This window comes from Synechococcus sp. W65.1, assembly GCF_047461615.1.
In the GTDB taxonomy this organism is placed as follows: Bacteria; Cyanobacteriota; Cyanobacteriia; order Thermostichales; family Thermostichaceae; genus Thermostichus.
In genome coordinates, this window is the sequence record NZ_JANSHI010000003.1 from 82090 (window position 1) to 107878 (window position 25789).

28 protein-coding genes and 1 tRNA gene are annotated in these 25789 nt (G+C 60.1%); 15 read left to right on the forward strand and 14 right to left on the reverse strand.

Going from position 1 to position 25789, the window contains the following annotated elements:
* The first annotated feature begins 8 nt into the window (after positions 1–8).
* Positions 9–770: an imidazole glycerol phosphate synthase subunit HisF gene (hisF, locus tag NW806_RS02760; protein WP_414409920.1), complete on the forward strand. Its 762-nt coding sequence runs from the start codon at positions 9–11 to the stop codon at positions 768–770.
* 15 nt (positions 771–785) lie between these two features.
* Entirely contained in the window at positions 786–1589 is an 804-nt protein-coding gene (gene cysQ / locus NW806_RS02765) for a 3'(2'),5'-bisphosphate nucleotidase CysQ (protein WP_414409921.1), read from the forward strand.
* A 6-nt stretch (positions 1590–1595) separates the two neighbouring features.
* On the opposite strand, the gene NW806_RS02770 is transcribed toward cysQ, so the two are convergent.
* From NW806_RS02770 to NW806_RS02795, 6 genes are all read right to left on the reverse strand, one after another.
* On the reverse strand, positions 1596–2060 hold the full coding sequence (locus NW806_RS02770; protein WP_414409922.1) for a pentapeptide repeat-containing protein: 465 nt from the start codon (positions 2058–2060) through the stop codon (positions 1596–1598).
* Between the two features lie 155 nt (positions 2061–2215).
* The gene (locus NW806_RS02775; RefSeq protein ID WP_414409923.1) at positions 2216–2995 is read right to left on the reverse strand and encodes a PspA/IM30 family protein; all 780 of its coding nucleotides are present in this window, start codon (positions 2993–2995) and stop codon (positions 2216–2218) included.
* Positions 2996–3167: 172 nt separating this feature from the next.
* A tRNA-Val gene (locus tag NW806_RS02780) sits at positions 3168–3239 on the reverse strand.
* A 584-nt stretch (positions 3240–3823) separates the two neighbouring features.
* Positions 3824–4600, reverse strand: coding sequence for a hypothetical protein (locus NW806_RS02785; RefSeq protein ID WP_414409924.1), 777 nt, complete (start codon positions 4598–4600; stop codon positions 3824–3826).
* Between the two features lie 169 nt (positions 4601–4769).
* Positions 4770–5969: an LL-diaminopimelate aminotransferase gene (locus NW806_RS02790; RefSeq protein WP_414409925.1), complete on the reverse strand. Its 1200-nt coding sequence runs from the start codon at positions 5967–5969 to the stop codon at positions 4770–4772.
* An 18-nt stretch (positions 5970–5987) separates the two neighbouring features.
* Entirely contained in the window at positions 5988–6569 is a 582-nt protein-coding gene (locus NW806_RS02795; RefSeq protein ID WP_414394562.1) for a TolB family protein, read from the reverse strand.
* Between the two features lie 137 nt (positions 6570–6706).
* Here NW806_RS02795 and NW806_RS02800 point away from each other — a divergent pair, with 137 nt between their 5' ends.
* The 3 genes from NW806_RS02800 (at position 6707) to NW806_RS02810 (ending at position 9827) form a co-directional block, all read left to right on the forward strand.
* Entirely contained in the window at positions 6707–8110 is a 1404-nt protein-coding gene (locus tag NW806_RS02800) for a DUF697 domain-containing protein (RefSeq protein ID WP_414394561.1), read from the forward strand.
* 88 nt (positions 8111–8198) lie between these two features.
* Positions 8199–9140: a glycine--tRNA ligase subunit alpha gene (glyQ, locus tag NW806_RS02805; protein WP_414409974.1), complete on the forward strand. Its 942-nt coding sequence runs from the start codon at positions 8199–8201 to the stop codon at positions 9138–9140.
* Between the two features lie 162 nt (positions 9141–9302).
* Entirely contained in the window at positions 9303–9827 is a 525-nt protein-coding gene (locus tag NW806_RS02810) for an NYN domain-containing protein (protein WP_414394559.1), read from the forward strand.
* Positions 9828–9866: 39 nt separating this feature from the next.
* Here NW806_RS02810 and NW806_RS02815 read toward each other — a convergent pair whose 3' ends face one another.
* Complete coding sequence (locus tag NW806_RS02815) at positions 9867–10097, reverse strand: hypothetical protein (protein WP_414394557.1); 231 nt, start codon at positions 10095–10097, stop codon at positions 9867–9869.
* Between the two features lie 475 nt (positions 10098–10572).
* Entirely contained in the window at positions 10573–12492 is a 1920-nt protein-coding gene (locus NW806_RS02820; protein WP_414409926.1) for an FAD-dependent oxidoreductase, read from the reverse strand.
* On the opposite strand from NW806_RS02820, the gene metG reads away from it, so the two are divergent.
* On the forward strand, positions 12491–14047 hold the full coding sequence (gene metG, locus NW806_RS02825; RefSeq protein WP_414409927.1) for a methionine--tRNA ligase: 1557 nt from the start codon (positions 12491–12493) through the stop codon (positions 14045–14047). The genes NW806_RS02820 and metG overlap by 2 nt on opposite strands.
* Here metG and NW806_RS02830 read toward each other — a convergent pair.
* Positions 14044–14559, reverse strand: a complete 516-nt coding sequence (locus NW806_RS02830) for a hypothetical protein (RefSeq protein WP_414406299.1) — start codon at positions 14557–14559, stop codon at positions 14044–14046. The genes metG and NW806_RS02830 overlap by 4 nt on opposite strands.
* Positions 14556–14927, reverse strand: a complete 372-nt coding sequence (locus NW806_RS02835; protein ID WP_414406298.1) for a YtxH domain-containing protein — start codon at positions 14925–14927, stop codon at positions 14556–14558. The genes NW806_RS02830 and NW806_RS02835 overlap by 4 nt, the downstream gene beginning before the upstream one ends.
* 148 nt (positions 14928–15075) lie before the next feature.
* Between NW806_RS02835 and deoC the strand changes: the two genes are divergently transcribed.
* The 3 genes from deoC to rpaB all read left to right on the forward strand — a co-directional run bounded on the left by deoC (position 15076) and on the right by rpaB (position 18192).
* Positions 15076–15777 (forward strand): deoxyribose-phosphate aldolase, encoded by a 702-nt coding sequence (gene deoC, locus NW806_RS02840; protein ID WP_414409928.1) that lies wholly within the window; start codon positions 15076–15078, stop codon positions 15775–15777.
* On the forward strand, positions 15774–16643 hold the full coding sequence (gene recO / locus NW806_RS02845) for a DNA repair protein RecO (RefSeq protein WP_414409929.1): 870 nt from the start codon (positions 15774–15776) through the stop codon (positions 16641–16643). The genes deoC and recO overlap by 4 nt, the downstream gene beginning before the upstream one ends.
* Before the next feature lie 808 nt (positions 16644–17451).
* Positions 17452–18192, forward strand: coding sequence for a response regulator transcription factor RpaB (gene rpaB / locus NW806_RS02850; protein WP_414394542.1), 741 nt, complete (start codon positions 17452–17454; stop codon positions 18190–18192).
* On the opposite strand, the gene NW806_RS02855 is transcribed toward rpaB, so the two are convergent.
* The 3 genes from NW806_RS02855 to NW806_RS02865 all read right to left on the reverse strand — a co-directional run bounded on the left by NW806_RS02855 (position 18189) and on the right by NW806_RS02865 (position 21481).
* Positions 18189–19925, reverse strand: coding sequence for a tetratricopeptide repeat protein (locus NW806_RS02855; RefSeq protein ID WP_414409930.1), 1737 nt, complete (start codon positions 19923–19925; stop codon positions 18189–18191). The two genes, rpaB and NW806_RS02855, sit on opposite strands and share 4 nt — an antisense overlap.
* 106 nt (positions 19926–20031) lie before the next feature.
* Positions 20032–20232 (reverse strand): DUF2811 domain-containing protein, encoded by a 201-nt coding sequence (locus NW806_RS02860; RefSeq protein ID WP_414394537.1) that lies wholly within the window; start codon positions 20230–20232, stop codon positions 20032–20034.
* Between the two features lie 574 nt (positions 20233–20806).
* Positions 20807–21481, reverse strand: coding sequence for a RibD family protein (locus NW806_RS02865; RefSeq protein WP_414409931.1), 675 nt, complete (start codon positions 21479–21481; stop codon positions 20807–20809).
* A 73-nt stretch (positions 21482–21554) separates the two neighbouring features.
* Here NW806_RS02865 and NW806_RS02870 point away from each other — a divergent pair, with 73 nt between their 5' ends.
* Positions 21555–21950, forward strand: coding sequence for a hypothetical protein (locus NW806_RS02870; protein WP_414409932.1), 396 nt, complete (start codon positions 21555–21557; stop codon positions 21948–21950).
* A 246-nt stretch (positions 21951–22196) separates the two neighbouring features.
* Positions 22197–22508 carry an ATP-dependent Clp protease adapter ClpS gene (gene clpS / locus NW806_RS02875; RefSeq protein ID WP_414409933.1) on the forward strand — a complete coding sequence of 104 codons (312 nt, stop codon included), beginning with the start codon at positions 22197–22199 and terminating at the stop codon, positions 22506–22508.
* Here clpS and cobT read toward each other — a convergent pair.
* A complete protein-coding gene (gene cobT / locus NW806_RS02880) occupies positions 22457–23584 on the reverse strand; it encodes a nicotinate mononucleotide-dependent phosphoribosyltransferase CobT (RefSeq protein ID WP_414409934.1) in 1128 nt (375 codons plus the stop codon). The two genes, clpS and cobT, sit on opposite strands and share 52 nt — an antisense overlap.
* A gap of 124 nt (positions 23585–23708) precedes the next feature.
* On the opposite strand from cobT, the gene NW806_RS02885 reads away from it, so the two are divergent.
* The 4 genes from NW806_RS02885 to NW806_RS02900 all read left to right on the forward strand — a co-directional run bounded on the left by NW806_RS02885 (position 23709) and on the right by NW806_RS02900 (position 25778).
* On the forward strand, positions 23709–24032 hold the full coding sequence (locus NW806_RS02885; RefSeq protein WP_414394812.1) for a DUF1825 family protein: 324 nt from the start codon (positions 23709–23711) through the stop codon (positions 24030–24032).
* A gap of 31 nt (positions 24033–24063) precedes the next feature.
* On the forward strand, positions 24064–24480 hold the full coding sequence (locus NW806_RS02890; protein WP_414409935.1) for a Fur family transcriptional regulator: 417 nt from the start codon (positions 24064–24066) through the stop codon (positions 24478–24480).
* A 32-nt stretch (positions 24481–24512) separates the two neighbouring features.
* Entirely contained in the window at positions 24513–25013 is a 501-nt protein-coding gene (locus tag NW806_RS02895) for an AbrB family transcriptional regulator (protein ID WP_414394523.1), read from the forward strand.
* A gap of 171 nt (positions 25014–25184) precedes the next feature.
* Positions 25185–25778 (forward strand): chorismate pyruvate-lyase family protein, encoded by a 594-nt coding sequence (locus NW806_RS02900; RefSeq protein WP_414409936.1) that lies wholly within the window; start codon positions 25185–25187, stop codon positions 25776–25778.
* The last annotated feature ends 11 nt before the right edge of the window (positions 25779–25789 follow it).

Genomic DNA, 25789 nt, shown 5'->3' on the forward strand with positions numbered 1-25789 from the left:
GAGGGGGCATGTTGGCCAAGCGGATCATTCCCTGTCTGGATGTGGCAGGGGGGCGGGTGGTCAAAGGGATCCAGTTTGGGAACTTGCGGGAGGCTGGGGACCCGGTAGAGCTGGCGCGGGCCTATGATCGGGCAGGGGCGGATGAGCTGGTCTTTCTGGACATCACCGCCACCCACGAGGAGCGGGAGATTTTGCTGGAGGTGGTGCGGCGCACAGCAGAGCAGGTATTCATTCCTCTCACCGTAGGCGGTGGGATCCGCGATCTGGAGGGGATCCGGCAACTGCTGCGGGCTGGCGCCGACAAGGTCAGCCTTAACTCGGCAGCGGTTCGGGATCCGGATCTGGTTACCCAAGCCAGCCGCCGCTTTGGCTCCCAGTGCATCGTCGTGGCCATTGACGCCCGCGCCAAACCTCAAGGCGGGGGGTGGGAGGTGTACGTGCGCGGTGGGCGGGAGCCGACAGGCCTGGATGCGGTGGAGTGGGCCAAAACCGTGACCGAGCGGGGGGCAGGGGAAATCCTGCTGACCAGCATGGACGCTGATGGCACCCAGGCCGGCTACGACCTGGAGCTGACCCGGCGGGTGGCCGAGGCAGTGGCGGTGCCGGTGATTGCCTCCGGAGGAGCAGGGGAATGTGCCCACATCCGCCAAGCTCTCCAGGAGGGGGGGGCAGAAGCAGCTCTACTGGCCTCGCTGCTCCACTACGGCCGGCTGACGATTGAGCAGATCAAGGCCGACTTGGCCGCCCACGGCATTCCCGTGCGTCGCTAGCTGGGGGAAGAATCTGTGCAGGTTTCTAACCTAGCCGCTCTCTTGCCCGAGGTGTGCCGCCTAGCAGAAGCGGCAGGGCGGGCCATCTTGCCCTTCTATCGGCAAGAATCGCTGCAGGTCGAACTCAAAGCAGATGCCTCTCCCTTGACCGAGGCGGATCTGGCTGCCCACCGCCTGCTCCTCGAGGGACTGCAGGATCTTACCCCCACGATTCCCGTCCTCTCAGAAGAAGCCAGCGGGATCCCCTACTGGGAGCGGCAACAGTGGCAGCAGTTTTGGTTGGTGGATCCCTTAGATGGCACGCGCGAGTTCCTCGAGGGCAACGGCCAGTTTACCGTCAACATTGCCCTTGTCGAGGCAGGGATCCCCATCTTGGGCGTCGTCCATGCCCCGGCGTTGGGCCTCACCTACAGGGCTGCCCAAAAGCTAGGAGCCTACAGGGGCGACGAGCCCATCTGGTCCCGCCCGCCTGCCCAGCCCCCTCTACAGGTAGTGGCCAGCCGCTCCCACAAAGACACGGAAACAGAGCAGTTCTTAAAGCGGCTGCAGCGCCGCTACGGCTCCCTTGAGGTGAAGTCGGTGGGCAGTGCCCTCAAGTTTTGCCTAGTGGCCGAGGGATCCGCTCACCTCTACCCCCGCTTTGGCCCAACCCTGGAGTGGGATACTGCCGCCGCCCAGTGCCTTGTCGAGCAGGCGGGGGGCAGCGTCACGGACTTGCAAGGGGATCCCTTGCGCTACAACAAGCCAGACTTGCGCAACCCCCCCTTTATCGTGACGGCTGCAGGCGCAGCCTACCTCTGGCAAGGCCTGATCCCCTGAGGGAAGCTACATTCCCATTTCAACCGGGTTGAACCCCTCTGGAAACTTGGTGTACTCGTCGTAGAGGGCGCCGCGAAAGTGGGTGTTGGTGATGGTGGCTCCGCGCAGGTCGGCGCCAAAACGCAGATCGGCTCGGCTGAGATCGGCCTCGCTGAGATCGGCCCTGAGCAGCTTGGCCCGGTAGAGGTTGGCCCCCCGTAGATCCGCCTTCACTAGCTTAGCCCCGATGAGATTGACCCTCCGCAACTTGGCGCCGCGTAGGCTGGCTCCAGTTAGATCTGCCCCCGACAAATCTGCTTCGCGCAAGTCTGCCCCGCTTAAGTCAGCATCCCGCAGGATAATCCCCCTCAAGCTTGCGCCGCTCAACTGGGCCCCACTCAGGTTAGAGCCAGAAAAATCTCGCTGGCCAGAGGCATAAGCCTGCAACAGTTGCTTGGGATCCAAAAGAGGCTTGAGACTCACCGTTGCCATTGCTCGTGATTTCTTGCCGAAATGCCAGAAGGCGACCTTGCTCCCCTCTATCCAGAGAGAGCTCCTTTGCGCAGCTTACCACCTCTTGGCTCTCTTTTAGAGCAGCCCCACGTCCCTAGGCGAAGAAGATGGATCCCCCGCACTAACTCCTGGCATTAGAGTTGATCAATTTCGCGGCGCAGCTCTTCCAATTCTGCATCTACATCTACTTTGCCCCCAGTTGGGGCTCCAGCTTGACCTTGCTGCACAGCTTTCGTCTCACCGGCAGGCAACTGGGCCTGGATGGCTGCCTTGAGCAACCTCAGCTCCTGATCCACATCCGCTCCGCCTGCTTCTAGAGCGGCAAACTGCTGCTCCAGGCTGTCGGCTGCCAGCTCGGCCACTGCTGCGGATTGGGCCTCCAGAGCGTTTACCTTCTCTTCCATGCGCTCAAAGGCGGCAAAGGCGCTGCTGGGATCCACCCGGCCGATAACCTGATTGATCTGCTGGGAAGCCTTGGCGGCGCGGGCTCGGGCGATGAGCATGTCCTTTTTGGTTTTGGCCTCGGCAATCTTGCTTTCCAGCTTGGTCATGTTGGTTTTGAGCATCTCCACTTGCCTGGTCTGCTCGTCTAGCTGCTGCTTTAGGCTTTGGGCAGTCTCGGCAAAGGTTTTCTTGCGCACCAGGGCTTCCCGGGCCAGCGCCTCGTTGTTGTTGCGTAGGGCCAACTCAGCCCGTCTGTGCCACTCCTCCACGCTTTGCTGGGCCTGCTCGTACTGCCGCTCCAGGCGCTTCTGGGCAGCAATGGCTTGGGCGACGGCCTGCCGCATTTGGTAGTGATCCTCAGCCATGTCCTGAATGGTTTGGTTCAGGATCTTCTCTGGATCCTCGGCACTGCTGATGAGCGCGTTGAGGTTGGCTCTAATGATTCGGCTGACCCGCTCAAACAATCCCATTGGTCTTTCCCCCTCTCGCAGTTTGACCTAATGCTACCCTCGCCCCCCCGGCGCCTTCCAGGGCCTCTACTCCAGTATAGGGATCCCTGAGGCGAGCCAGAGGGGATCCCGCCTCTTTTTGCATGGGGGTGGGTTGCGTGGCAGCTTTGGCTCTTTTTTGGCTTGCTTGCGCTGGGCTGTGCTGGAATCGAACCAGCGGCTCCCACCGTGTCAAGGTGGTACTCTACCTCTGAGTTAACAGCCCCAATGAATAGGCGTGCCTCTACTGAGAGTCAGTAGTTGATCGTATCACCGAAAAACGCGGCGCGGAAGCCCCCCTCTTGAGCCGTGGGAAGGAAACGGGAAAGGAGGCTTCCGAGTAGCGCAAACGGTGTGTTACTCCAGCCTGGGGCGGAAGGGGGAGGTGGATCCCAACGCGACCAACGGAATTGCCCTATTGAACCAGCCCAGAGGTTCAGGGTTGACTTGCTAGCTGTAGGGCTACAAGGAGCCCCTGGCTGCCGCTTCGCGGAAGCAAGCTATGGCTGTGGGCTCTCCTCTATCCTTGATTCACCCGACAATCGGCCGCTTTGTGGCATAACCAACCTCTCTTGTAGGCACTTTGCCTAGGCTAAAGTTGGCTCCGTCTTTTGCCTGGGTGCTCATCAAGAGCCAAGGAGCAACTACCGTCAGCTCGACGGGAAGTGACGCCTGTGGAGATCCCTCTAGTGGGGTAGTGGAGGTGAACTCTGCTGCTAGCTATGGGTCGTGGAAGCAGGAAGAAAGCGTCAACCTGGAGCAAAAGTTCGCTTTTGTCCGAGGTTGTATGAGTCTTTCAGAGCGGGTAGCTTACAGGCGCCATTCGGCAGACTTAATCAAATTGCGAAAGTCGCGGATCACTGCTTCGCAGCGGTGAAAAAAAGCCAGCACCCAGTCCCGTAGCACTTTTTGCTGAGACTCGTCCAGTTCCTTGAGGAGGCCTTTGTAGTGAATTTGGCCACTGCGCTCGATCTCAAACTCGTTGAGCCACTCGGCTAGGGATCCCTGCTGCTCCAGCACTTCCTGTCGGGCTGCCTTCCAGTAGTTGACAATCACCGCCTTGCCCAGATAGCCACTAGCCATCTGGCAGATATGGTTGAGCGATTGCACGAAAACCTCCACCTTCCTGGGGCTGGCCGTCGCCATAGGCTGAGTTGCCTTGGGCTGGCCCCCTGTCAAAGTAGCGTTGGGCTGGGTGGGGTTGCGAGCAGCCCCTGCCGGGTTGGTCAAAAGGCGAAAGGTAGCCAGGCCCTTCGACGCATCCTGTTGCAGCTCGGCTCGCAGGCGGTTGACGGCCAAGGTGTAAACCGGCATCACCACCTCGTCATTGACTGCCACCAGCAACACCCATTCCGGCCCCAGGGGGTAGACAAAAACCCGCTGCTCGGCAAACTGAAAGTCAAAGTAGTCCAGTCCTGGGGGCATGGTTTGCAAAACCTGAAACAGCCCTTCGGTGAGGGCCTGCTGCTGTCGGCTGTCCAAGTTCTGAAAAGAGCGGTAGAAAAAAGGGCGACCTGTTCGACTCAGGAGCGCTACCCCCATCACCCCGCGGATGGACAAAAAACTCTCGAGCGTCTCTTTTTCCATGCCCCTTGGGAGCCAACTGGGCCAACACAACTCCTATCCTGGCTCAGATTAGCCGACGCTGGCTGCAGCTAATACTGGCAGCCTAAAAGGCCAGGACGGGGACAACAACCGGCCTCAGAGGGGCACCTGTAGCCTGCCCCCTTGCTGCTTCTAAGCTGGCTCTATGCGACTAGGCCTGCCGGAGACCGGAAGTGCCTTTGCCTAAGAATTCCCCAATTCGTTCTATCGCCTCCTCCAGCCGGGATCCCTCTGCCACCAGCGCAAAGCGGACATAGCCTTCGCCGCCGGGGCCAAAGCCTGAGCCTGGCGACAGAGCCACCCCGGTAGCCCGTACCAAGTCTAGACAAAACTGGGCTGAAGAGCCGCGATAGAACTCGGGCAAAGGTGCCCACAGGTACATGGTGGCCTCCGGCAGGGGCACGGGCCAGCCGATGCGGTGCAGAGCGGCCACCGCAAGATCCCGTCGCTTGCGGTATACCTGCCGCCAGTGATCCAAAAAGCTATCGGGAGCCGCCAAGGCCGCTGCTGCTCCCCGCAAGATGCCCTGGTAGGGGTGGAAGTCAATGGTGGACTTCACCAACCGCAAGGCTCGGATCAGCTCGCGGCTACCGATGGCATACGCCACCCGGAACCCCCCCATGTGGTAGGACTTGGAGAGGGAAAAGAACTCGATAGTGCGGGTCTTGTCGGGATCCGCCTGCAGCGCCGAAGGAGCCACCTGGCCGTCGAAACGCCAGTCCACGTAGGGAAAGTCGTGCGCCAGCACGATGTTGTACCGCTGGCAAAATTGCAGCGTTTCCTGCCAAAACTCCGGGGTAACGGTGGCAGTAGTGGGGTTGTGGGGATAGCTCAGCACCAATAGCCGCGCCTGGCGGCAGATCTCCTTTGGGATCTCATCCCACTGGGGTAGGAAGCGGTTTTCTGCCCGCAGGGGCAAGTAGTAAGGGATCCCGCCCGCTAGATGGATCCCCCCCACATGGGAAGGATACCCAGGGTCGGTAACCAAGGCAACCTCGCCGGGGTTAAGCAGAGCTAGCGGCAGGAGGGCCGTCCCCTGCTGGGATCCAATCAGCGGCAGCACCTCCGTTTCTGGATCGATGACTAGGCCAAACTTCCTCTGGTACCACTGGGCACAGGCGGCGCGAAACTCAGCCGTGTCGTGGAAGAGGGTGTAGCCGTAGGTGGAGGGATCCGCCAAAGCCGCTTGCATGGCTGCCAGCGCTTCCGGAGGTGGGGGCAGATCCGAGGATCCCAGAGACAGGTCGATGACATCCACGCCGGAGCGGCGCGCCTCCCACTTGGCCTGGTCTAGCTGGTCAAAGACATTAGAGCGCAGGGGCTCAAGTCGTTGGGCAAAGGCAGCAAGCATGCAGCAAGTCCAAAGGGGCTAGGGGTTCCTGCCGGCGTTGGAAGAGTTGGCTGCAGGCGGTTGCGTGGCCGCCGGGCCGCGGTCGAAGATCTCGATGTTCCACTGTCCCCGACCGTTACTCTCAAAGGCGATAAAGCGCCCATCGCCGCTGATGGTGGGGTTGCGCACATCCCCTGGCACCCGGCTGCTGATGTTCTCAACCCGGCGGGTTTCGCGGTCGTAGAGAAAGATCTCCGATTTGCCCAGCGCGTTGGACACATAGACGATGTAGCGCCCATCAGCGCTGATATCGGGCGAACTGGCGGCCACGTCGCTGGAATTGAGCCCAGGCAAGTCTACCAGCCGCTGTTCCACCAGGTCGTAGAGAAAAATGGCCTGACTGCCGCCGCGGGCTGAGGAAAACACCAGGTAGCGACCATCGCCACTGAAAGCGGGCTCCCCATCGGGGAAAATGCTGTTGAGGCCGCTGTTGGTCAAGCTAGAAGGTGGGGTACGAAAACCTGCGGGGCTGCAGCCCAGCAGCCCTAAGCTCAAGCCGGCCAAGCACAACTTCCCCACCCACCCGACTGGGCTGAACAGAATCCGGCCCTTGGTTAGCATGGCATTGCCTTTCCAACCCCTTTCTCCCATCCATCATAGCCAGTTGACAAACTCGGCTTAGGCTAGGGGCCACTCTTTGCCGTTGCTATTGTTATTGTTGAATCTGCCTCCCCGAGGCTGTTTTCCTGCTACTGGCTATGGCTTGCCGCAGCACTCTGCAAGAGGATCTCCATTACCAACAAGCCAAGCGCAGCCTGCGCCAGTGGGTGGCCCAACTGGATCTGCGCCCCCAGGAGATTGCCGGCCTGGAAGGGGAGCTGGAAAACTTGCAAGCCCTGCTGGACAAACTGGAAGCCGAGATCATCCACATTGCTGCCTTCGGCCTGGTGGGGCGGGGCAAGTCTTCCCTGCTCAATGCTCTCCTGGGGGAGCCGGTTTTTGCCACGGGGCCTACCCACGGGACCACCCGCACCCAGCAAGTAGCTGCCTGGAACATCTGCTGGGGAACTCGTCCCCCCTGCTCTTTCCTATCCTCGGCCTCGGTGCAGTCGGTTCAGGTCAGCCACTGGCAGGGATCCCGGCTGGAGCTAATCGACACTCCTGGCCTGGATGAAGTAGACGGCGAGGAGCGGGCGCGACTGGCCCAGGAGGTGGCCCAGCGGGCAGATCTCATCCTCTTCGTGGTCTGCGGAGATCTGACGCGGGTGGAGTTTGAGGCTCTAGCGACGCTGCGGGAGGCGGGCAAGCCCATGCTGCTGGTGTTCAACAAGATCGACCAGTACCCCGAGGCGGATCGCCAGGCCATCTACGACAAGATCCGCAACGAACGGGTGCGGCAGCTTCTTTCCCCTGACGAGGTTGTCATGGTGGCCGCCTCGCCGCGCGTGCCGCGCCTGGTGCAGAAGCCAGATGGCAGCTTTGGCGTGGAGATGGAAAGCGGCCCCCCCCAAGTGGACGCGCTGCGCCTAAAAATCCTAGAAGTCTTGCAGCGGGAAGGGCGCTCCCTGCTAGCCCTCAACGCCCTCCTCTTTGCCGATCGCCTCAACCAGCAGGTCATCGAGCGCAAGTTGCAAAGCCGCGCCCAGCAAGCCCAAGATCTCATCGCCGCCGCCGCCCGCACCAAAGCCCTGGCCGTTGCCCTCAACCCCGTTACTCTGCTTGACACCCTGGGGGGGTTGGCTTTGGATGTGGCCCTCATCTTGCGCATGGCCCGCCTCTACGGCTGGCCCCTGACCACCGCCGGTGCCATGCAACTGCTGCAGAAGATTGTCCTCAGCATGCTCAGCCTGGGGGCGGGAGAATGGGTAGCGCTGTTGGGATTGGGATCCCTGAAAACCTTGCTGGGGGGATCCCTGCCCTTTGCCGGCGGACTTTCGCTAGGAGCCTACGGGTCAGTGGCCCTGACGCAGGCAGTGATGGCTGGCTTTTCCTGCTACGCCATTGGCGAGGCAGCCCGCCGCTACCTGGCCCAAGGAGCCAGTTGGGGGCCGGAGGGACCCAAAGCCGCCATAGCCCAGATTTTGGCCGATTTGGACGAAGCCTCAATCACCGCCCGCCTTCGCGAGGAGATCCGCACCAAAATTGGCTTGGCCCCCACCTAAACCTCCGCCCTTGACAAGAAGCGCTGAACGACTGGGCAAGGGAGAGGTGTTGGTAGGATAGGGAGTGCTCTCTCTGCCGCCCTTTGCCATGGCAGCTCACACCTTTCAAGATCTAATCCTTCGCTTGCAGCAGTTTTGGGGAGAGCAGGGTTGCCTGATCCTGCAGCCCTACGACTTGGAAAAGGGGGCCGGCACCATGAGCCCCCACACCTTCCTACGCGCCCTAGGGCCGGATCCCTGGCGGGTGGCCTACGTGGAGCCCTGTCGCCGCCCCACTGACGGGCGCTATGGCCAAAACCCTAACCGCTTGCAGCACTACTTTCAGTACCAAGTCCTCCTCAAGCCCTCCCCCGACGACATCCAAGAGGTGTACCTGGAGAGCCTGCGGGCCTTGGGCATCGACCCGGCAGAGCACGACATTCGCTTTGTGGAAGACGACTGGGAATCCCCCACCCTGGGCGCCTGGGGCGTGGGCTGGGAAGTGTGGCTAGATGGCATGGAAATAACCCAGTTCACCTACTTCCAACAAGTGGGCAGCCAGGATTGCCACCCCGTTTCTGTGGAGATTACCTACGGTCTGGAGCGCCTAGCCATGTACCTGCAGGGGGTGGACTCCGTTTTTGACCTCTGCTGGAGTGAGCACCCTTCTCTGGGACGGATTACCTATGGGCAAATCTACTTCCAAAATGAGGTGGAGCAATCCTACTACAACTTTGAGTATTCGAATCCCGAGATGCTGTTGGAGCTGTTTCGGCTCTACGAAGCCGAGGCCAAGCGGCTAATCGAAACCACGCGGCAGAAGCTCCAAGAACAGGTCTTGAGCGATCGGCTACCGGTGTCGCTGCTTCTGCCTGCCTACGACTACGTGCTCAAGTGCTCCCACACCTTCAACCTGCTCGATGCCCGCGGCGTCATTGCCGTGGCTGAGCGCACTCTCTACATCGGGCGCATCCGCAACCTGGCTCGCCAACTGGCAGAGCTCTACCTCAGCCAGACAGGCCGCTCCCCCTCCAGCCATACTCTGCCCTAGCTGGAACCTAACTCTTTGCCGGGCTAGGGATCGAAGCCAGGGAGCCCTCTTTTGGCTATGATAGGAGATTGACACTAGCCAGCTCTGTTCTGGTGCAACCCTTTTTGCGTTAAGCTAATCAACGCTCTTAACCAGTCCACCTGACTATTTTCCGGAAAATTTATGTTTCGATACCCCGTCACACGGGTTTCCATCTTTATCGATGGAAACAATATGTTTTATGCTCAACAAAAAATCGGCTGGTTCTTTGATCCCCGCCGGGTCTTGGATTACTTTGTCAGGTCCCAACCCAACGTCGAGCTAGTCAATGCATTTTGGTACACCGGCATCAAGGATCCCAACGACCAAAGGGCCTTCCGAGACGCCCTGATCAACTTGGGCTATACGGTTCGCACCAAGCTTCTCAAGGAGTATCGGGACGAAGATTCGGGCCGTTACTCCCAGAGGGCCAACCTAGATATCGAAATTGTTATCGATATGTTCAACACGGTCGGTCAATACGACCGGCTCATCCTGTTTAGCGGCGACGGTGATTTCGAGCGGGCCATTGAGTTGTTGCGCTCCAAAAACACTACGATTACAGTTGTCTCCACCGAAGGGATGATTGCCCGCGAGCTGCGCAACGCCACCGACCGCTACATCGACCTCAACGACATTCGCCCCTACATTGAAAAGTTGGACAAGTAGTCTTTGAGAATGGGGGCAGACAGGGCAAGGAGCTAGAGGTCAGCGAGCATTGCCCCGCCGGCCCAGCTCGCAGAGGCCACCGCCAACACAGGCGATAAGACCCCAGGAGACGGCCCAGCTTTTGCCCAAAGAGATCTCGGTTAAAGCCACCACCACCGCTGCTGCCAGCAAGAAAGGGACGACGCTGAGCAAAGAGGCCAGAGCTCCGCTGGGATCCCAGGGCAATTGCTTTTCCCAGTGCTCCTGCAGCTTTTGATGCAGTGGCGACAATCCGCTCTGAAAGACTTATACAACGCTGGACAAAAGCGGACTTTTGCTCCAGGTTGACGCTTTCTTCCTGCTTCCACGACCCGTAGCTAGTGGCAGAGTTTACCCCTACCACCCCGCCAGAGGAATCTCCACAGGCGTAACTTCCCCGCGAGCTGCAGGTAGTTGCTCCTTGCTATACCGGGCACACAGGCTAAAGACGGAGCCAACTTTAGCCTAGGCAAAACGCCTACTCAAGATGTACTGGCTAGCCTACTAGCTCAGCCCATCTACGTCAAGGCAGAAGGTTGGTTATGCAACAAAGTGGCCAATTGTACGGACTCCGTCCCGCTTACGCGAACGGTGAATCAAGGACTAGAGCAGAGCCCTATGCTCCATAGAGCCGTGGCTGCCCACAGCGAAGGGCGGATCGTCTCCAGTCCCCAAAGTTCAACCCCAATGGCATCCATCGGCCAGCTTCCAACCCTGCCTTTCTAAGCTAGCGGGACTGGGCCCAGTCGGTGGCAGTGATGGTGGTGCCAGGAAATTGAATGGGGTTGCCCAGGCTCTGGATCTGGGCCTGGAGGGCGGGCAACAGCTGCAGGTTCGAGAGCGGTTCCCGCAGGATCTCCGCCGGGACTAGATCCCGTGCCAGGGCAAAGTGAGCTGTGTGGCCGGCTGCCGTGCCGATGGCCCATTCCACGGGGTGCACTCGATAGGAGGCGCTGGCGATGCGGCTGGTGGCGATGTTTTTGCTGCCGGCCAAGAGGTTGTCGATGCGCTGTGGGATCAGGGCGCGCAGCGGGATCTGGTAGGGGTAGCTGGGGGCCTGGGCGTCTTGGTTGTGGCTGGGGGGCAGCGAAAAATCCGGCAGTAGACACTCGTGAAAGTCGATGGGGTACTGGCCCACCCCCACCGAGTCGTAGAAGATGAAGGGGCGACCGCGATTCAACGCCGATTCCCGCGTGGTGATATCCGACTCGTAGACGGTGAACCCCCCTGGGTAGGAAAAACTCGGCCGCCCGATGATGCGCCGCGACTCGCGAATATAGGGGTACTTGGAAAGACCACTGGCAGTTCCCATGGGGCTGTTGGGCCCTTTGAGGTAGCGATAGCGCAAGTAAAAGTCTTTTTGAAAGTTGGGATCCGCCTGCTGCAACAGAAAGTCCGTCCTCCCCGCCACCAGCCAGTAGAAGAAGCCCTTGGCATGCTGCTCGGCCCGACGCAGGGCTTCCACCCGCAAGCCCCCCATCCAGCCACCCGGCTGCAGTTGGCCCGAGGCCTGCAGTTGCTCGTGGGTGAGGATGAGGTTCATCTCTGGCCCGGTGATGCGCCAGTCGTTGCCCCAGGTCCAGTTCTGCATGGATTGATCCCCCACGCGGATGGCCTCTTCCCCAAAGCCAAACACCTGTCCGCGAATGCGGCGATAGGTAAAGACCCTCCCGAAGTTAAAGCGCGGGTGTTCAAAGCTGTAGTAGGGGCCGTGCAGGGGATCGTCGTAGAACTCTGGCTTGATGGGCACCTGCGGCACAGCGGAGCGCTCTATGACAAAGGTGTAGGTAAACCCCTGGGTGCAATAGGGATCCCTGTAGGGCTTGGAGCTGGGCTCCCAGCGGCTTTCCCCATCCGTGCCGAGACGGTAGGGCACTCGCGCCAGGGGCAGCAGCTCGCCGGTTTCGGTAGCATCAATCACTATCCAAGGCAGGGTTTTTCCCTGCCGCTCGGGAGGCGGCTCAAAGTGCAGGATCTCCTTATCCCAGTCCTTCGTGGGCTCCCAGCGGTAGAAGTCCAAAAAATAGCTAGAGAGATCCCCCCGCTGCTCCGGCGCGACGCCAGCGTGCTTGGGGAGGTTGCGGATAGCCACTACCCTGCGGATCTGGTAGCCCTCAATCTCCAAGTCCTTCACCACTGTCTCCGTAAACAGCCGCAACTGCCCCGACTGCAGATAGGGATCCAACATCTCCCGGAGTACCTGATGTCCCACCTGGGGAGAAAAACAGAGCACGCTTGCCCAGCACTTGCCGGGGTTGGGATCCCCGCCATACTTTTCCCGCACCCGGCGGCGAAACTCTCTGTAGCCTCGCGGGAAGATCTCGTTTTCCCGCTGTAGGGGCCGCTCGTCCAAAGCCGAGACCCCTTGGGCGCTCACCTGGCCGCCAATCCAGTCGGTAATTTCGGTCATGCACACCTGTCGCCCCAGTTGCAGGGCCTCGTAGGCCGCTGCCACGCCTCCCAGCCCGCCCCCAGCGATGAAAATCTCACAGGGGATGCGGGTTGCCGACACGGGCTGAGCTAGGGCCGCCCCGGCGCCCAAGATCCCAGCCCCCAGGATGCCGCAGCTCCATCCCTTGAGGGTGAACATAGCCTGTCGGACTTTCCGGCAACTTTTATCATGGGGGAAAGCGCTGCGAGGGCTCATGCCGGGTTCCACTTTCGTCATCACCACGCCGATCTACTACGTCAACGCTGCCCCCCACATCGGCAGTGCCTACACCACCATGGCGGCGGATGCCATCGCCCGTTACCACCGCCTGCAGGGTAGGGAGGTGCTGATGGTAACGGGAACCGATGAGCACGGCCAGAAGATCCAGCGCGCCGCTGAAGAGCGCGGCCTTCCCCCGCAGCAGCACTGTGACGAGATCGCGGCCCAGTTTGCCCAGCTTTGGCAGTTGCTGGATATCCGCTATGACCGCTTCATCCGCACCACTGACCCTCGCCACAAAGCCATTGTGCGGGAGTTTTTCCAGCGGGTTTGGGATCGGGGAGATATCTTTGTTGGGCGGCAGCAGGGGTGGTATTGTGTTGCCTGCGAAGAGTTTAAGGACGAGTCAGAGCTCTTGGAAGGCGGGTTTTGCCCGATCCATCCCAACAAAAAAGTAGAGTGGAAAGACGAAGAAAACTACTTTTTTCGCCTCTCTCGCTACCAGGAAAAACTAGAAGCTCTCTACGCGGAGCATCCAGAGTTCATTCAACCAGAAAGCCGCCGCAACGAGGTCATTAACTTTGTCAAGCAGGGCCTGCGGGACTTCTCCATCTCTCGCCCTAGCGTCTCCTGGGGGATCCCCTTCCCGGCGGATCCCAGCCAAACCCTTTACGTCTGGTTTGACGCCCTCATCAACTACATCAGCGCCGCTCTAGATCCCGAGGACGAGCCGACGCTGGAGAATGCTCTGCGCCGCTACTGGCCTGCCGACGTGCACCTGGTGGGCAAAGATATCGTCCGCTTCCACGCCATCTACTGGCCGGCCATGCTCATGTCGGCGGGGTTGCCTTTGCCTAGGCAAATCTTTGGCCACGGCTTTCTCACCAAAGATGGCCTCAAGATGGGCAAAAGCCTGGGGAACACGCTGGATCCCTTTGAGCTGGTGCAGCGATACGGCGCCGATGCCGTGCGCTACTATTTCTTGACCGAAATTGAGCTGGGCAAAGATGGAGACTTTAGCGAGGGCCGCTTCGTCGAGGTACTCAATGCCGACCTAGCCAACGACCTGGGGAACCTGCTCAACCGCACCCTCGCCATGCTCAAAAAATACCAACCTGACTACCGCATTCCCGCCGTCGAGATCCCTCCGGATCATCCCCTCAAAACCTTGGCTGAGCGCCTAGCCCCGACAGTGGCTGACGCCTACGAGCGGCTGGATCTCAGCTCGGCTGCCCGCAAGGCCCTCAGCCTGGCCCAGGCCAGCAACAAATACCTAGATGAGCAAGCTCCCTGGACGTTGCATAAACAGGGGCAAAGCCAACGGGTAGCGGAGATTCTCTATGCCGTTCTAGAAAGCGTGCGCTGGGTGGCGGTGGCCCTTTCGCCCATCATTCCCAACCTCAGCCTCAAGATCCTGCAGCAACTGGGGTTCCCCCTCACCGACATTACCCAACTGCGCTGGGATCCCGATGCTCGCTGGGGCCAGCTTCCCCCTGGTCAAGAGCCTCAGCCCCCTGTGCCTGTCTTTCAGAAAATCCTCAGGAACGCCTAGGACTTGGCAGCATTTGCTTGGGAAGGTTGGGCAGCCGCTTGTCCTCCCTTTGGTCTTAGCCGCTCGGCCAAAGGAGGGGCATCCCTTCGGGAGAGAGGAGGAGCTGCACCCGAGCGCAAGCGAGGGTTGCTCACCTCAGCAGGAGGAGCTCCATGGGCAAGAGTCTGCCAGGCCGCTCGTACTCCCGCCCAAAAGCTGCGAACATTGACTTGGGCATCCCGGGCTTGGGTACGGGCTCCTTCCAGGGAGCGGCTGACCTGCTTCACCACCTGACCCGCCCCTTTCACCCCCTCGTCAAGGCTGTCGGCAATCTCGCTCACTTCCAGGCTCGTCAGGCGCAGAGCCTCTAGAGTGGGCGGCAGCTCCCGCAGCAGCGTATCGAAGAAGCGCTCCACACTCTGGGCGGCTCGACCCAGTTGAATGACGGCAGGCAGCAGGGTCAGGATCACCGCCAAAATGGCCACTGCCACCAGGCCTACCGAGAGGCCAAGCCAAAAGACCGGATCGCTCATCCCGCCGTCTCCTCTCCATCGCCGGCTTCCAAATCAGCTTCTTCCCCCCCAAGGGAACGCGAGTTTTGGGCTTGGAGCAGCTCCTTTCGCTTCTGCAACATGGCCTCCTTCCCCACCACCACTGCCTGCTGTAGCCGCAGCAGGGCCTCATCCAAACTGCGTTGAGCAGCGTCGAACAGTTTCTCTGACTGATACTGCAAGCTGCTGGCTACATCCTCTGCCACTTCTGGCAGCGCCTCTGCCGATTTTTTCAACAGTCGCCGCGTCTCCCGTCCGCTGCGGGGGGCTAGAAGCAGGCCAATGAGCGTGCCCACCGCCGTTCCCAACAGCAGCCCACCAATAAACGCGCCAGTCCGGTTTTCCGCCATGCCTTGCCAGAGTTGGTGGATACAAGTGGCCCCCCAACCAGACTATCAAAAAAAATCTGCTACCCTGCTCTGCCCGAAAAGGCCAAGTCGCGGCTGGGCTGCTGGGGGCTAGAGTAGAAATGGCGCTGTGGAAACTACCCAACAACCCATGGTCTCTTTAGAGCCCAAAGGCCTGGCGGAAAGGCCAATCAACTTGGCAGAGTACATTGACCACACGCTGCTGCTGCCTATGGTTACCCCGGAGGAAATTGAGGAGGGGTGCGAAATTGCCCTGCGCTACGGCTTCCCCACCTTTTGCGTACCTCCCTGCTATGTGCCGCGGGTGGTTGAGCGGCTACACGGGTCGCCAGTACGGGTGAGCACGGTGGTGGGGTTTCCCCTGGGTACCAACACAGCGGAGGCCAAACTCTACGAAGCTCAACTGGCTGTGGAGCAGGGATGCCAGGAACTGGATGTTCGCATTAACCTAGCCTGGCTCAAGGCACGGGAGTTGGATAGGCTCCATGCCGAGATTGCCCAAATTGTGGAGGAGACGGGAGTTTGCGTCAAAGCCATTTTGGAGACGGCCCAGCTCGATGAGGAGGAAAAAAAGCTGGCTGCGGAGATCTGCATGGATGCGGGAGCTGCCTTTTTGATGACCTCCACCGGCTGGATGGGAGGGGCAACCTTGGCGGATGTGCAACTGCTGACGCAGCTTAGCCGGGGCCGAGTGGGGGTGAAAGCTTCAGGCGGCATTCGCACTCTGGCTCAGGCGGAGGCAATGATTGCCGCAGGAGCCACCCGGATCGGCACCTCTTGGGGGTTGGAGCTAATGCAAGAGCTGCAGGCTAAGGAAGCTGGCAGAGCATGAGCGGGCGAACCTACCGGGTTACCGGCATCACTCTCAAGGGCATCCCCTTGGGGGAGTCGGATCGGGTCGTTACCATCCTAACTCGCGAGCAGGGGTTGGTGCGGGCAGTAGCCAAGGGATCCCGCAAGCCGTCTTCCAAGTGGGGAGGGCGACTGGAGCCCTTTGTCATTAACGACCTGCTGCTTGTCCGGGGGCGGTGGTCAGATCAAGCCAATGCCTCCCAGCGTCTGCAGCGCATTGTCCAGGCAGAAACCCTGCAGAGTTTTCCCCGTCTGGGCCGCAGCTTGGCCCACCTCACAGCCGCCCAGTACCTGGCAGAGGTGGCTTTGCTATTGGCCCTGCCAGATCAGGCTCAGGAAGAGCTGTTTGTGCTTTTGGTAGAACACTTGCAGCGCATCGAGCAGGCCCCTACACAAGAGGCAGTTCTGCCACTCCTTGTCCATGGGCTCTACCACCTTTTGGTGGTGGGGGGGGTTGCCCCCTCGCTACAAGCCTGTTGCTCCTGTGGGTGGGAGTTGGCGGACGAGGTCTTCTTCTGTCCCAACCTGGGCGGCCTGATCTGCGAGCCCTGTCAGAGAGCCCAGCAGCCCACCTCCCTTGCCCGGCTCTCCAGTGCCGTCCTGCAGGCCCTGGGATCCCTGCCCAACCCCACCTTGCCACCGCTGGCCGACAGAACGTTGCCTTTGACCGCTTGGCTAGGGGCAGAGCGCTTGCTGCGCCAAATTTTGGAGCAGCATGCCGAGCGAGAAATCCGGTCTGCTCGCCTGCTAGCTGGCTGTTACCGCTCTGAAAGACTTACACAACCCCGGACAAAAGCGGACTTTTGCTCCAGGTTGAGGCTTTCTTCCTGCTTCCACGACCCATAGCTAGTAGTAGAGCTCACCTCCACTACCCCGCTAGAGGGATCTCCACAGGAGTGACTTCCCCGCAAGCTACAGGTAGTTGCTCCTTGCCCTCAGAGGGCCCACAGGCTAAAGACGGAGTCAACTGTAGCCTAGGCAAAGTGCCTACCAGAAAAGATGTACTTGCAAGCCTACTAGCTCGGCTCATCCACGTCAAGGCAGAAGGTTCGTTGTGCCACAAAGTGGCGCTTGCGTCAGCAGGACGGAGTCTTGATTGTCCGGTGAATCAAGGACTAGAAGAGAGCCCTACTGCCGGCGCTGCAGTTGTCTTCCCCACTGCAAACGAGCAGGGATCCCCCCTTGCCCCAACCTTTTCTGAGGGCAATTCCAAAAGAATTGGCGGCCAGCTGAAGAAGTTGTGAAGACATGTATCAAGCTGAGCCGAATGGCGGCAGAATAGAGCTCTGGGGTGGATTAAGTAGCCGCCTCCAGATGATACATTAGGTTCCATGAGGTAAATTCTTAACAAGGGCTTCTCAGCTTTGGCCGCGGTCAGCCGCGAGGGTTTGCAGAGAAAGCAACAGCTAAAGGGAAGGGAAGCCGGTGTCTTTCCAACCTATTGCCAAACAGGCCTTCTGGGTTCCTTAGTGGGGGGTGTCCTGGGCTGCAGTTTCTGTTTCTAAGCATGGGTTTGGCAGCTTTCCGTGGGGAGGCCGAGTCTGCTTGTCCAGAAACATCCCTCAGCCACCTGCTCGCCGGTGGCAGGAGGTAGCCTTCATCCTAACTTTTCCAAGTCAAGTTATTAGAGGTGAAGTACAGGAGTTGCAGCACTGTGGAAGCCCAGCGTAAAGAACGAATTCTCGTGGTTGATGATGAGGCTAGCATCCGCCGCATTTTGGAAACTCGCCTCTCGATGATCGGCTACGAGGTGGTTACTGCAGCCGACGGCGAAGAGGCCCTGCAGGTCTTCCGCAAGCAGCATCCCGACCTGGTGGTGCTGGATGTCATGATGCCAAAGCTGGATGGCTATGGGGTCTGTCAAGAGTTGCGCAAAGAGTCCGACATCCCCATCATCATGCTCACGGCTCTGGGGGATGTGGCCGACCGCATTACTGGGTTGGAACTGGGGGCGGATGACTACGTGGTCAAGCCTTTTTCACCCAAGGAGCTGGAGGCCCGCATTCGCTCGGTGCTGCGGCGGGTGGCTCGGTCTAGCCATGAGGGGATCCCTAGCTCTGGGGTTATCCAGGTTGGGGATCTTTGCATTGATACCAACAAGCGCCAAGTTTACAAGCGGGGCGAGCGCATCCGCCTGACGGGAATGGAGTTTAGTTTGCTGGAGCTGTTGGTCAGCCGCTCGGGGGAGCCGTTTTCCCGCGCCCAGATCCTGCAAGAGGTATGGGGCTATACCCCAGAGCGCCATGTGGATACGCGGGTGGTGGATGTCCACATCTCGCGGCTGCGGGCTAAGTTGGAGGATGACCCAAGCAACCCTGAGCTTATCCTGACAGCCCGCGGTACTGGCTATCTGTTTCAGCGCATCGTGCCAAAGGGAGAAAAAGGAGAGGGCTAAGAAGGGATCCCCGTCAAGTGCTCCTGCAGGGCCCTTCGCATCTGCTGCAGCGGTTCAACCCAGTTGCCGCGGGCTTCTTGGCGAAATAGGCGCATTACGCCGGGGTACCAGGGGCTATCTTGTCGCTGCAGCAGCCAGCGCCAATCGGCTGCAAAGGGCAGTAGAACCCACACGGGCTTGCCCAGCGCCCCAGCTAGGTGGGCAACGGCGGTATCGACGCTAATCACCAGATCCAACTGGGCAACTGCCCTAGCAGTATCAACAAAATTCTGGAAACGGGATCCCAGCTCCACCACCTGGTGCTGCTTGAGGAGGGGTTCTACCTGGCTTAGATCTTCACCCACCTGCAGGCTAACCCACTGCACCTGGGGCAGATCAAGGTACTCGAGAAAGAGGCTGAGGGGACAGCTTTTTAACCTCTGCACCCGGTTGAGGGCAAGATCGGCGCGGCGGCCACTGGCCCACACCAGCCCTACCTTTATCCCCTTCTGAGGAACCTCAGGCCATTCTTCTGGCCAGGCGGAGCTCTCCGGGGGACAGACCAGGTAGGGAAGACAGGCAGGGATCGTCTCCAGAGTGGTGCCCAAGCGGTGGGGCAGGCTGAGCAAGGGCAGGTGCCAGTCGAAGGGAGGCAGGGGATCCGTCTCGGAAATAATCTGAACCTGAGGAAAGGAGGCCCGCAGCAGCTCGACTAGAGATGGCGGGCAGCGAAAGTAGAGGGAGGCCTGCGGATGGGCTGCAGCCAAAAGTGGCAGGTAGCGCACAAACTGGATGGTGTCCCCCAAACCTTGTTCGGCGTAGATGAGCAGAGTCTGCTGGCCCAAGGGGGATCCCGTCCACAGAGGCTGGGGAAAGCGGGGGTAGGCCGCCCCCTGGCGCTGCAGCCGCCATTCGTACTCCCGCCACCCCTCCTTGTAGCGGCCTAGGGTGAGCAGGGCAGTGGCCAGGTTGTAGTGGATCTCCGGCGAATCAGGGGCCAGTTGCAAGCCCCGCCGATAGGACTCAAGGGCGGCCTCGAGGCAGTTTTGCTCTTGCAGGACCGTGCCCAAGTTGTTGTGGGGCTGAGCATCCTTGGGCAGCAGCGGGATGGCCTGTTGCAGGCAGTCGGCTGCTTCCTCCAGACGATCCTGCAGGTGGAGGCAGTGGGCGAGGTTGACGAGGATCCGCCCCTCCTGGGGCAGCAGGGCAAGGGCTTGGCGAAACCAGCCTTCAGCTTCCTCAAGCTGGTTCTCGAACATCAGCGCATTGCCTAAGGCGGCTAGAGCATAGGGCTGGGGAGGATGCGCTGCCGCAGCCTGGCGCAGGACTGCAATTGCCCGCTGCCGCTGCCCCAAGGCCAGCCAACAACTGCCCAGCCGGAATAGCAGTTGCCCATTGCCGGGAGCAAAGGCCAATCCCTCCTGATAGGCGCGCGCTGCCTCCGCCGGGTTGCCCAGCAGCATCCAAGCATCGCCCAGCTCCTGCCAGGCAGGCACCCAGTCCTTCTGCAGGTGCACAGCCAACTGTAGGGGGGTCAAGGCTTGACGGGGATCTCCCATTTGCAGATAGAGGGATCCCAGCAGCGCTTGGGCAGCAGCCAGGTGCGGATGGGCGCGGGTAAGCTGTCGACAAAGGCGCAGCGCCGCCCCCAGATCCCCTGCTTGTCGGTGGCGCTCGACCAAAGCCAGAGCCGCCTCTGGGGAGGGGAAAGAGGGCAGGCTGGCTCCTTGTCCTGAGTTCTGAGGCCCAGCCACCTGCCGCTTGCCTTTCCCTCGACCAAAGCCCTGTGGCACGGTTTGACCTACCGGGGTTAACAGGACGTTCCCAATAGCCCTAAGTTGGGATTCCGACAGCCTTAGCCTAGTTGCGGCGAAAGAGGCTGTCTAGGTAGATGCGCGCAGCGCGCCGATCGGCATCTCCGCTTTGGAGCAAGAACAGCGAGAGGGCTGCTGTTACAACCCGATCTTGATCCCAGTCGGGATGACGAGAGAGGTAGTTTTTGAGGGTCTCGTGGAGCTCCTTGGGAATTTCGCTCGAAATGCTGACGGTAGGAGAATCCATAGCTCAACCACCTACCTAAAGTCAACACTCAAACAGTCGCAGCAAAAAGAGGCTCTACCCTGGGCCACAGCTAAGCCGGCCTAGGAAGGAATTGAACAAGCTAAGCCAGTCCTCTAACTTGGGTACCTCAAAGACCGCACGGGCTCCTCAAGAAACGGGGTAAAAGGGCTTGCCCATTGGCCGCCTGCAAGCGGCTGGGGAGGTCCTAGCCGCCCCCTGGTCTCTCTAGGCATCCGAGGAGAGCTGCCGGGGAAGCCTCCTCCTCACCTCGGGTGGGGCTATTCTGCCCTCTGCCCTAGGGGGGATGTCAATCCTAGGCGGGAGTATCCAACAGAACCAGAGCTCTCCCGTGGCCTTGATGGGATCGGAAAAAGCGGCGCGATCCCGTTACGTTTCTCAAGGTGTAATCGCGTGAACCTTAGCAAGGGCAACTTTTCCACAGAACCCTTCGAGGCGGCTTCTAGAGCGAAAGACGTTGTGGAAAACAACCCGCCTGCCTGTGGAAAGTCTGGGGAAAACCTGTGGATTTTCGGGAAATCTCAATGTGTCCAAAAAAATTTTCTCGACTGCTCCCTCAGCTCCACTCAACTCGATAGTGCAAAAACAGCTCTTGGGAACCGCGGCGGCACTCAAGCAACTCCAGGCGGGGCGGGGATCCCTGCAGTTGCCAGCCCTCGATGCTAGCCGGGGCATCAGCGTAGCCACTCAGCAGCACTGGCGCCAGCGTCACCCACAGCTCATCCAAGGCTTGCGCCTGCAAAAACGCCCCCAAGAGCCGCCCCCCGCCCAGGAGGCCCACCCGTTCGATCCCCCGCTGCCGCAGGCGGGCTAGGCGAGCGGTCAAATCCCAATCCGCGGCCACCCAGATCTCGGCAAAACCGGGCCGTCCCTGCCACTGGCGGGAGCCCGCCGGCGTCGTCCACAGCCAGCGAGTGAGGGGCTGGCGAAAAAACGGCAACTCTTCCGGAATCTCGCCGCTGCCGGAACAGATGATCGTCAGGGGCTGAGGGGGGAGACCCTGTGCAATTCGGCGTTGGATGAGCTCCGGATCCCGCAGGCGGAGAGCGGTGCCGTAGGCCCGCAGCGTGGCTGCCCCCATGATTAAAGCCTGTTGCCGAGCAGCTTGGGTTTCCAGGTGCCGATAGTCTTCAGGGCTAGGGAAATGGGGCCTTTGCTCGCGGTGGGCGGCGAGCTTGCCATCCAGACTTTGGGCCAAGATGGCCACCAGGTGGGGACGAGGGGCTTTCAAAGGCAGATCTTTGGCAATCGACCAGGATAGACTCAGGAGTATTGACCGGCCTATGCCCTGGCTCCAGGGTTATATGCTAGGAACGCTCCAGTCCTCCACTATCCGCATCGCTGTCGAGGCCAGCTCCTCGACTCTGCAGCGCTGTCTAACGGAGGTGGAACTTCTGCAGCAGTGGATTTGGCCGCAGCAACTGCAGGGATCCCTTCCCCCCAAGCTAGAGCAAGGCAGCACCTTTGCCGCCCAGTGGGGCCCTATCTCCATCCTGCACCAGGTGGAAATCCTGCTGCCCCAACGGCTGCGGCTGGTGATGTGGGGTGGTGCCGATGGCTACTGCGACTGGCGGTGGGGGAACGGCTGGGTGCAGTTGCGGGTAGAGGCCGTCTCACTTCTGCCCTTGGGCTTAGGCCAACTGCTAATGCTGCGGCAGCTGCAACAGTTTGCCCAAAGTCAAGAACGACGGCCCTCTTAGGGCTTGATGTGCTGCCAGAATCCGCGTGATATTTAGCGCTTCCGCAAGAGCCCTAGCTGCAAACTGGTGCGGGAATCCGCAGGCAGGCGCAGGCTGACCATAGCTACAAAACTGGCTAAAAATAGCTAGTAGTAGTAATCACAAGCGGGCGGCTTTCACAGCTTGGCTTGAGTGGTCAAGAGGCCGCTGCCGGAAGCTGGGTCATTAGTTCCAAGCACCTAGAGGTTGTCTCACTCCTGAGCTGCCATGACCGCAATCACGGAAACTCCAACCCGTACCATGCAGCAGTTGTCTTCGGTTACAACACGGGTTCGCAAACCCTACCCCAACTTCAAAGTGATCGTCCTAGACGACGACATCAACACCTTCCAGCACGTTACCGAATGCTTGCTCAAGTACATCCCCGGCATGACTTTGCCCTTGGCGCGGCAACTGACAATGCAGGTGGACAGGGAAGGGCAGGCCGTTGTCTGGGTCGGTCCGCAGGAGCAAGCGGAGCTCTACCATCAGCAGTTGCTGCGGGAGGGTCTGACGATGGCTCCGCTGGAGCCGGCCTGAAGCAGCAGGTGCTCGTAGCTGCGCTCAACGGCAGCCAATAGCTCTGCCTGACCCCAGCTAGCATACAGGCTACTGGCAATCGCTAGGCCGCCAGCCCCCACCCCCTCTTTGACATAGCCTCGCTCATAGGCTTGAAGAGAGGAGTAGCGACTCTGGGCAAAGCTTAGTTGGGTGGCCAAGAGGCAGACATTGCCCAACAGCTCCGCCAGAGCCACGGTGTTGCCAGAGGGATCCTCCGCCACCCAGCGGGTGGTGCCTACCACCACGTTTTCAGGGAGCCAGGGGATCCCTTCCTCTTCTCCCCAGCGCCGCATTAGGGCCAGCACTGCCAGCATTTGCGTTCCTCCCGCCAGCAGCACCGGCCCCCGCTGGGCGGCTGCCATGGCTAGCCCGGCGATGAAGGGTTGCACAGGATCCCCCACGGCAGCCACTACCTCTGGCGCAGGGGCAGTGGGGGAGAGATTGGCTAGACCCCGCTGGGCCAAGGCCAGCTTTTGGGCGTGGTTACAAACTGGATGGCTGCTGTTGACCATGCCGTTTGCCTGCCAGCCCAGCCCTAGCAGCACCGCCAGCGCTGTTGCAGTACCGCCGGCCACGCACTCTCCGACGACGCAGTAGCTGGCTTCCAGTTGGGATCCCCGCTCATACCCCTCCTGCCACAGGGATCTCACCTGCTCCGAGGACAAAGCCTGGCCGGTGCTCAGACAGCGGGCTGGCCCTCCCGAAGGCACCTTCTCTGCACCTGGCAAAGGCTCTAGCAGACCACAGTCGAACACGCGGCAGGGGATCCCTAGCTCGCTCAAGACAGCGCGGCTGATGACCACTGGCGAAGGATAGCCCTCGGGCGAGGTGGGCAAGCGGCAAGAACGGCCAGTCAGCAGCACCTCCCCATCAGCCAGGGCGGTGTAGCGCCGCAGAGAGGGCGTGGCGCCAGCAGCAGAGATGCCTGGAATAAGGGCTGTTTCCGTAAACCCCAGGCAGGCCAAAAACAGAGGTCGGGATCCCTGTACCCGTTGGCACCACTGCTGGGCCAAAGCCGGCTGAGTGTAAGCCTTAACACAGGGAAGGAGGAGCATAGCCAATAATTACCTACAGGACGGGATCCCGCACTGGCCAGAAGATAGCAACGCCTGCATTCCCCAAGGCAATCGGATAGGATAGGTATATCGAATGTCGTTTGTTGGGGGCAAGGGGAAAGCCATGGGCTTCTTCGACTCGGAGATTGTTCAGGAAGAAGCTAAGCAACTGTTTCGGGATTTCCAAAACCTGATGCGACTTGGCGAGCGCTACGGTCAATTTGACCGGGAAGGCAAAAAAATCTTTATCCAGCACATGGAAGAGTTGCTGGAGCGCCAGCGCATTTTCATGAAGCGGCTGGAGCTTTCCGACGATTTTATGGCCCAACTGACCATTAAGCAATTGCAAACCCAACTGGGGGGGTTAGGGCTCTCTCTTAGCCAAATGTTTGACCAAATGCACCAAACCCTGGAGCGCATGAAAGCTGAAGCCGACGCTGAGCGCTGACTCTCCCAGTAACCCCCAAGGGAAAAGGCTCATGTCCTCCTCCCGCCAGACCCGCAACCGCAAATTGATCCTGGAGGTGTTGGAGCAAAGCGAGCGGCCCCTCTCGGCCCAAGAGATTTTCCTGAAGCTGCGCAATGCCAACCACACGGTGGGCTTGGCCACTGTCTATCGGGTCTTGGAGGCGCTGCGCAACGAGGGCAAGCTGCAGGCCGTCCACTTGGGGGATCAGCAAACCTACTACCAGCTTCTGCCCAGCAACGGCCACAGTCGCCATCACCTGATCTGCACCGAATGTCGGCGGGTGGTGCCTCTGCCAGATTGTCCCGTGGGGGATCTGGAGGAGCAGCTTGCTAGCCGTTACCAATTTGTTATCGAGTACCATGTGCTTGACTTCTACGGCATCTGCGCCGAATGCCGTGGAGGGAGCAGGCCCAACCCCGATTGCTAGTCATCTTCTTGCCTTGAGGCCAAGCCACAATGATGAGCTATCTCTGGACGGTGTTGATTGGGTTGGCAGGCGCCTTGATTGCAGTCAAGCTGAGGCTGCCAGCAGGAGCTCTAGTAGGCTCGATGGTGGCAGTCGGCTTGGTCAATGTCTGGGGGGCCATCCCAATTCCCACTCCTCCACCTGGAATCCGCTTTGTCCTGCAGGTGATACTGGGTATTCTCTTGGGCAGTAAGCTTACCGCCGAGACATTGCTCGCCCTCAAGGATCTGTGGCGGCCAGCCCTAGTGTGTACCGTGATTGCGGTGAGCACCGGCGTTCTATCGGGGTTTTTGATCTCCCGCTGGTTGGGGATCGAGCGCCTTACTGCCATCTTGGGCACGGCCCCAGGGGGTATCTCTGATATGAGCTTAATTGCCCTGGACATGGGGGCCCAGGCCAGCACGGTGGTAGTTATGCACCTAGCTCGTCTAATTAGCGTCATCGTGGTCGTCCCCTGGGTGGTGCGGCTGCTGATTCAGCCAGGTACGAGCTAGGAAAGTCCTCGGAGGGGAGAGGGGGAGTGGGCTAGACTAGGGGTCGATACAGAACTTCACAACCGCACCGCCATCTTGGAACTTTTTCCCCCTCTCTCCATCGACCATGCCTCTGGGGCAGTATCCCCTTGGCCCTCGGCTGGCTCTGCCAAGGAGACTTTCCTAGGCAACATGGGTCAAGCCGAGTGGTGGCCGCTGCGGTTGCAGTGGCAGGGAGAGGCTGACCCCCTTCAGCCGGAGCTGCTAGGGGTGGATCCCTTGTTGCGGGTGTTGCTGCTGGGGGATGGCTTGACCACTCGCAATCTGGCCACTCTGACCCTGGAACCAATTCAGGCCCATCTGTTAGATACGGCCCAGGTCGAGCTACTGGCCGAGCAAAGCGCTGTCCCCAAGTCCATGCCACAACTGGCTAAGGATCTGGCGCGGCTGGGATCTCCCTTGATGCGGCGGCGGGTTTGGCTGGGCGGAGCGGCCTCGCAACAGCCCTTGCTCTATGCCACCTCTTGGTGGAACGCGGAACATCTGGCTCAATACTTGCCCCATCCCGATTTGCCCATCGGCCAGAATCTAATCCAAGAAAAACTGGAGACCTTTCGCGAGGTGCGTCGCCTCTACTACGGCGAAGCCGAGCCCATTGCCCGGCTGCTCAACTGTCCTGGCCCTTTCTGGGCTAGGCATTATCTTTTGCTGCACCGAGGCCAACCTTTGACGGTTATTTACGAAGTTTTCTCCTCGCGCCTAGGGGCCAAGTTTTTGACTGGCTAGGGCAAATCCAA